The following is a 4,903-nucleotide window of genomic DNA, read 5'->3' as shown; positions in this document are numbered from 1 at the left end:
CGCTTGGGTTTTCTCCCTGGTACACAATAGGATAATCAGGATAGCTGAACACTTTTCCTTCCCTGAAATCAACGGTTTTTATAGATCTGTACTTTACTGCTGCCAGGACTTTGGTTGTGGATACTGGTTTCAGAGATACGACCTCCTCCCTTCCCAGGGGAAGGCAAATTTCCTTAAAGGCATCCTCCTGGATAGATAATTTACACACCTTGAATCTGCCTTCGTTATCTTTTTTTACATAAAAGATGTTCTTTTTGTACGTTAACAGGAGGGGATGGAATAAAAATTTCTTATAGTTTCCTGCAAACCAATCTTCATCTTCCCATACTTTACCTGACCTTAGCCTAAATTCTTTTGATATCACCGGAGAGGGGTATAGGTTTACCAGATAAATCGTTGCTAGATCTTCACCAAGAACCAGAAGACTGTTTCCGCATTTTCTTACAAGCCTGGCTTTGAACGGAAAGCAGATCTCCCTTGCTCCAGGTTTCCATATGCAAAACCTGTCATTAGTGTTGTATAACAGGTAGTTTTTGTATAGGAAAACTGCTGGCAGTTTTATGTTAAATCTTTTAACATCTACGGAAAACGTATGGATATCCTCTTGATAGGCTACCTGGCTCAATTTCTTGTTTTGGAAAAAACTGCTTTCAGGTAATCCGGGTATGTACTTGCAATGGAGGAAAGTTCCATCATCCAAACATACAATGCCACACTCTTTGAATGAAAATTTCCTGGTTGTTGAAACGACAATTTCGTTCCTGGAACATGCTTTTATCCAGCGAGGATGCTTGTACAACTGTTTTAGACCCAGGTAAGCCTCTTGAACCTCATCTGACACGGGAAAGTAAGAATCGATGTAAAATGGAAATTCATCCGTTCGGTATTGAGTTTTTACATTTAGGTTTCTTTGACCAATAGGAGATGTTCTGACATTTATTACTTCTTCACTTCCCATACAGTTGAAGATGAGGGGGATTAATAGTAAGAACAAGAAAATATAGTATTTGCTACTTTCCTTCTCCATCTGTCCCCCTACTGTAGTACTTGCTGTATTCCAGCTGGATCAAATTGCAGATTCTGGTTAGTTTATTTCTGTAGTATTGGGATAACTCACGTAAGTTTCCATGTGAGTTATAGAGAGTATTAGTAAACTCCCGATAATCGCATAATAGACTTTTTACCTGCTCCTTGAATGGAAGCAAATGTCGTCTGACCGTCCCTACAACCCTGTCGTAACATTTTTCCAGGTAAAACCAAGCTCCTGGAAAATTGCTCGTTTCACAGTAACAGGCTCCTTTCTTCATTGTTTCTACATATATGTCTCTTATAGCTTCTCTATATGTATTCACGCCTTCAGTTTTAGAAGAAACCTCCTCGAGTTTGGGTAGAGACTGCTTGGTTTTTATTTTTTTCTCATGAAACAGATAGGATGCTCTGTATTCTGGAGTGTAGTTTTTTACCGATAGGCCTTCACTTTTACATCCTGATAATGACAGCATACATACTATACCTGCTATTACTGTTGCCCGGTGTCTGCTTCTCTCCACCTGAATTTCCTCCCCGTTCTATAAACTTCACTCTAGATTCTAGGTTAACTGATTGTCTACCTATTAGTATGAAAAGCTTATTCTGTGGATTCCCCATCCTCCTTTGGCAGAACAGGTGTTTGACGATATGTTATAGTATCCGCATACTCTTATTTCCAGGCTTCTAGGATAGATACCATCTATTACTATAACTGGATATGTTTCCTCACTATGGGGGGTTACAGAATAGTAGGTATGGTAATACTTATTACTTTTAAAACTCGACCCTATTAAAGCATTAAGAACGTCAAAGGCAAATTTATTTTCACAGCGAATGTGCCTTATCGGAACAAAATAGTAATCTTTATATTGCAGGTTGTCATTAAGGTAGTCAACGTTTATGTCTATCTGGCAAGTTTCCCATCCCATATCTGGAACTTCTATCTCAATATATCCCCTCCTTGCCACTGCAGTCCAGAAACTTACAAAATCCTCAGCAAACTCATTAACTGGTTCTTCGAGGTTTTCTACGCTATTCTGGTTGACAACAGGTTTTTTATATTTTTCCAGTAAAGAATAAATTCCCAGCCTCTTCAAGGATTTTTTCTGGTAGTTTGATAGGACATAATTTGTGTAAAAACCTTCCGATAGAATTAGCTCTAGAATTTCCTTCAGTTTGTCATTTCTGGTTGATGCATAACAGTCAATCAGATAGGGAATCACCTCTTTCTCTACAAAATCTTTGCTCAGCTTGTCGCGTTGGTTTTCCAGCACAAACTTCAGAAATTCCCAGGCTCCTCTTTTACCGGAAACAACCTTGTCTGATAAAAAGGTAAAGAATGCTATTTGAGAGTCGTTATTTTTAAAATCAGCACCCTTTAGTAGTAAATACCTAGCAACATCATAATTATCTTCCAGCATAGCAACCGCTAAAGGAGTACCGCTACTGCAAATTCTACTGTTTAGATCTATTCCTTTTGAAACTGCCAGATCTATAGATCGTGCAGCTTCTGAGAATTTTCCCGTATAGGCAGCACTACAAACCACGTTGGCCAACATCTTTTTGTCTAAGGGAATTCCTGCCTCATCTGCTATCTTATATGCTTGATAGCACAGAGGGAACATACGGCGTAGGGCATTCCTAAAGTCAACCAGGCCAGAAGAATCTAAAAGGTTAAGCAGATTTACGTATTTATTGTAATGTTCCCTCCAGTCATCGTCTGTACATATTAGAGTAAGAATAGAGGAAGGCTTGGTTTTACGAAATCTGCTGGGAAGAGCAATTTTCCTTGATTTTATCTCTCTAACAAGCGCTTCTATTTTCTCTTCATTAAAGTTAACTCTGGAAATTTCCTTTAGAAACTCTTCTATCAGCTGTTTATCTGAAAATTTCTTCAACCTGGTAGTATAAGCATCTCCTGCTTGGAAAATCCTTTCAACATATTTCGATTTGATTTGAGGATCTTTAACGTGTTTTAGAAGCAGATAAACAATCGTTTTATCGTCTTGAGATATTGCAAGATCCAGAGGTGTTTTCCCTTTGTTGTTTTTCTCCAGTACATTTGCTCCCTTGTTAAGGAGCAACTCCACGATTTTTACCGAACTTCTTTGAACTGCTATGTGTAAAGGGGTGTCTCCGTTCTTATTTTTCTCATTTACAATGTTAACTCTCTCTAGCAGTAGTTTCATTTTGCTAGCGTTAGAGTAGCGGGCAGCAATGTGTAATGGTGTATTTCCCTTCTTGTCTCTTACGTCTACCCTTGCTCCATGATCTAGGATGTAGCTTAAGCACTTCTCATTACACTGATCTGATTGGAGAGCGTAAAATAGAACAGTTCTCCCATCGTTATCTGTTAAATTGAAGTTTAAGCCAGCATCCTTCAAAAACTTTAAGATGGGAAGGGGATTTTTGTTGGAAGTACATGTATCAATAGGAAAAACGTAGTGAATAGCGTACCTACCCTTGAAATCTCTACTCTTAATGGAAGCGCCGGATTCAATAAGAAGTTTCACGATGTTGAGGTTTCTCCCCCAAACTGCAAACATTAAAGGAGTAGCTCCCAACTCTTCATCTCTTGCGTTTACGTCAGCTCCCTTTCTTATCAGAAATTCCGCTATCTTTTCGTTTCCAATAAATGAGACCCAGTGAAGCGGCGTGCTTCCTTTTGTTTTATAGCAGGTAAGGTACGAGACAGGATTTCTGGCATTAACAGAAGCTCCTCTTCTAATAGCCTCGTTTATAACAGCGATAACATCTTCTGTTTTGTAGTACTTCGTCTTTACTATAGCCTTGAAAAGGAGTTCGTTCAGCTCCTCCTTAGAGATTTCTCCCCAGGGAATCTGGTCAACGGGTGAAGACATAGCCTTTTCCAGCACTATCATCGGTAAAATGAATGTCAAAACCAAAATGGCTAACCATACATTGAGACGCTTCATCTTCCCCCTATTCACTCCGTTTACTGTGTTTACCCCAAGTAGGGTAATATTTCATCTTCATTCTTGTAGGAATTTTACAACAGGTATCTGCTTAAAAGTTGTACAAATTGATAAAAGAAAGTGGAGGTTCAATGAAGAAGAGCTACAACGTACTTCTCCTCTCCTTCTCACACCTGATACACGATATCTACACCTCTTTTCTGGCACCTGTTCTACCTTTGCTGGTTCAGAAACTGGGAATCTCTTTAACAGAGGCTTCAATCCTTGATGTAATCAGGAGGCTACCTGCACTGTTCAATCTCTACTTCGGACTGCTGATCTCCAGAAGAGATGTCAGGATTTTTACCATCGTCTCCCCAGTTACAACTGCGGTTTTTATGAGTCTGATAGGAATTGCCCCAAATTACATAGTCTTATTGATTTTTCTCTTTCTGGCGGGCATTTCTGCTCAGATTTTCCACATAGCAACTCCCTCCATTGTAAAGGAAGTAACGCCAAAAATGGGCTTTGGAATGAGCGCCTTCATGGTGGGAGGGGAACTGGCAAGAACGGTAGCACCTCTTATAGCAACGGCAGCTGTCAGTCTATGGGGAGTTGAAGGACTCTGGAAAACCATTGTTTTTGCAGTTTTTGCATCGGCATTCCTGTGGTGGCAACTAAACAGACTAAATGTTGATTTTAAACCTGAGAAAACGAGAAGTTTCAACCTGGAAACACTTCTACAGTACAGAAGTTTTTTCCTGCCAATTGCCGGATTTATGCTCTTCCAAAACTTTGCAAAGTTATTTTTTTCCTTTTACCTGCCCGTATATCTGGTTCATAAAGGGGAAACTCTCTCAGAGGCAAACCTCTCACTCTCTTTTTTCCAGCTTTTTGCGATTTTAGGAACATTCCTCTCAGGGAACATTGCCGACAGAATAGGAAACAGGAAAACTCTA

General features: G+C 39.6%; 4 protein-coding genes. 1 reads left to right on the top strand and 3 read right to left on the bottom strand.

Annotated features, from left to right (window positions below; genetic code table 11):
* The 3 genes from MV676_RS03420 to MV676_RS03410 all read right to left on the bottom strand — a co-directional run.
* Positions 1-1,027 (bottom strand): hypothetical protein (locus tag MV676_RS03420; RefSeq protein WP_297445330.1); only part of this gene is annotated, 1,027 nt, incomplete at its 3' end.
* On the bottom strand, positions 1,011-1,550 hold the full coding sequence (locus tag MV676_RS03415) for a hypothetical protein (RefSeq protein ID WP_297445328.1): 540 nt from the start codon (positions 1,548-1,550) through the stop codon (positions 1,011-1,013). The genes MV676_RS03420 and MV676_RS03415, both read right to left, overlap by 17 nt.
* Positions 1,551-1,613: 63 nt before the next feature.
* Positions 1,614-3,965, bottom strand: coding sequence for an ankyrin repeat domain-containing protein (locus tag MV676_RS03410; RefSeq protein WP_297445327.1), 2,352 nt, complete (start codon positions 3,963-3,965; stop codon positions 1,614-1,616).
* A gap of 131 nt (positions 3,966-4,096) precedes the next feature.
* Here MV676_RS03410 and MV676_RS03405 point away from each other — a divergent pair.
* The coding region (locus MV676_RS03405) for an MFS transporter (protein WP_297445325.1) at positions 4,097-4,903 on the top strand (807 nt) is incomplete at its 3' end.

This window comes from Desulfurobacterium sp. (genome assembly GCF_027028515.1).
Lineage (GTDB): Bacteria > Aquificota > Aquificia > Desulfurobacteriales > Desulfurobacteriaceae > Desulfurobacterium_A.
The sequence above is the reverse complement of the archived record's forward strand: the minus strand, read 5'-3'. Positions and strand labels throughout refer to the sequence as shown.